Annotated in this window: 3 protein-coding genes; all 3 read left to right on the forward strand. The window is 63.5% G+C overall.

What is annotated here, in order from left to right:
- Nucleotides 1-353 precede the first annotated feature (353 nt).
- The 3 genes from Q9Q40_14985 to Q9Q40_14995 all read left to right on the forward strand — a co-directional run bounded on the left by Q9Q40_14985 (nt 354) and on the right by Q9Q40_14995 (nt 2,151).
- Entirely contained in the window at nt 354-626 is a 273-nt protein-coding gene (locus tag Q9Q40_14985; protein ID MDQ7008524.1) for a hypothetical protein, read from the forward strand.
- Between the two features lie 651 nt (nt 627-1,277).
- Nucleotides 1,278-1,400: an HNH endonuclease gene (locus Q9Q40_14990; protein MDQ7008525.1), complete on the forward strand. Its 123-nt coding sequence runs from the start codon at nt 1,278-1,280 to the stop codon at nt 1,398-1,400.
- A gap of 541 nt (nt 1,401-1,941) precedes the next feature.
- Nucleotides 1,942-2,151: a hypothetical protein gene (locus tag Q9Q40_14995; protein MDQ7008526.1), complete on the forward strand. Its 210-nt coding sequence runs from the start codon at nt 1,942-1,944 to the stop codon at nt 2,149-2,151.
- Nucleotides 2,152-2,196: the final 45 nt, after the last annotated feature.

The raw sequence follows: 2,196 nt of genomic DNA on the forward strand, positions 1-2,196 counted from the left end.
CAGAATACCGCCCCCGGGTCGCCATGATCGATCCTACGCGGGCGGGATCCGGCGAATGCCGGCAAGCCACCGATCGGCTCCAGAGGTCACAGGTGGTGAATTCTAGCAACCGCGCCAAACCAGCAGAACGAAGTGATTGGCCGGCCGGGCGGCCGGAGGGATCCGCCCTCCAGTTGCACGAGCGGGCATTCGTTTCGGGACCGAGAGCCCACACAGGGCCGAGGGCTTCCAGCACCGAGTTTGCACTGCTGAGAATCATAATTCCATCGCCTTTGAGTCTCGCCTTGACTCCCATAGAAGTTCTGTACTCCGCAGTTGCAGAAACTAGGCTCTGGTTTCTCCGGGAACGACTGTTGATGGGCTATATCTGGCGAATGACGGCAGGTATCCATCTGGTTCCAGAGTTCACGGGCGGTGAAGTTCCCGGACCAGCGGTGGAGATCCGCTATCTGGGCGAGAACCCACCTCTACGCCAGCTCGAGGCGGGAAAGTGGACCCGTGGTTTTGCAACGCTGGGATGTATTTGTTTCAAGCTGCCTGGGCTGATTCTAGCGAGGTTCTCCATGTCCATCGATTCCCACCTGTCCGCCGAAGCCGCTGCTTGCTCCACCTTTTCTCCCGCGTAGCTCCACCTGCATGCCCTCGAAGATCACAGGGTCGGCAACCGCGGGCGGCTGGCCCTGGCCCAGGCGCTGCCCATTTTTTACGAGAGCCGCGATGACTTCGAGCTTGGCTTTCCCTCTGTCGCGGCTTACGCGGACAAGACCTTCGGCTTTCGCCGGTCGGAGATCTATGCCCTGATCAAAGTCGCGCGAGCGCCGGACGAGTTGCCGCGCTGACTCGAGGCTTTCGCCGCGGGGGAGATCTGCTGGTCGGCGCTGCGGGCCATCGTCGGCATGGCAACGGCGGAAAGCGAGGTGGAGCGGCAGCGCTTCGCTGCGGAGAAGACCGCCGAACAAGTGCGGCAGGAAACCGGGAGGCCAAGCGGAAGGGCCGCGACCGGCCCCGAGAACGGGGCTACGGCCTGCCGGCCCTCGGGCGGCGGGTGGCCCTCCAACTGACGGCTTCCCAGTACGAGAAGTTCCGCAAAGTGATGCGACTCTACGGCGAGCAGGTGGCCGAGAAACTCGGCTGCCAGGAAGTGGGCTCGAGGATGCGATGCTCTTGCTCTGCGAGCAGGTCCTTGCGGCCCAGGCGGGCCACGGGGATCCCCCGGATGCGGCCGGAGCGGCCCGACGCCGGCTGCCCTGCGACGCAAGGTCCTGCTGCGGGACGGGGTGGTCTGCTCGAATCCCCACTGCTCGAGCCCGGACGACCACATCCACCACGTGGTCTTGCGTTCCGCGGGGGGCCCTACCGAAGCGTTCAACCTGCTGGCCGTGTGCCGCACTTGCCATTGACTGATACATGCCGGCTTGCTCGAGGTCCGAGGAAGCTACGGGGAAGTGGAGTGGCGGCGCCCCATCGACAGGCTCAATCGCGTCATCCGGCATGCCTCCCGTCTCGCCGCCGACGCCCTGCCCGTTATTCGAATCGAGTCCACAGCGGTGGACTGAGGTCTGCAAAAACGGGCTCCTCGGCAGAATCTGTGGGTAGGAGACGGAGTTTTCTCCGGGGCTCTGCCCCGGACCCCGGGATTTTTGAGGTATAACTCCGGCGTTCAATGGGCGGGAGAAGAACTGCCCCGACCCAGGCAAGGGGCCGGGGCAGCGGTGCGCCATTGACGCGCCATCGGCCTGGCTATCCCCTGCCGGGTTGCGTCCCCGCAGAGCCCGACTCCGTTTCGCCAGGCGATGGAGAGTATGCGGGTCGGCCATTGATGTGGCCAGAATCGGATGATCGAGTAGACGCAGCATCTGACGGTACGGGGAAAGAAGTGCATCCCGCCTCGTCCCGTGCAAGATTGCCATTGCGAAAACCAACCAGCAAGGAGTCAGCGGGATGCGTATCAAGACTATCCTCAATCGAATCGAGAAGCACCCGGGCTTCATCTACGAGTCCGTTCGTTGGGCTGGGGATCAGGTTGAAAGCGCACTCGACGTGCTGGTCAGGCCACGGTCGAACAGCCGGCCGATCTGCTCTGGGTGCGGGAAAGCGAGGCCCGGTTACGATACGCTCGGTAAACGGCGCTTTGCTTTCGTGCCGCTCTAGGGAATCCCGGCATTCCTGGTCTACACCATGCGGCGCGTTCAATGC

Source organism: Acidobacteriota bacterium, assembly GCA_030949985.1.
GTDB lineage: Bacteria > Acidobacteriota > Polarisedimenticolia > J045 > J045 > JALTMS01.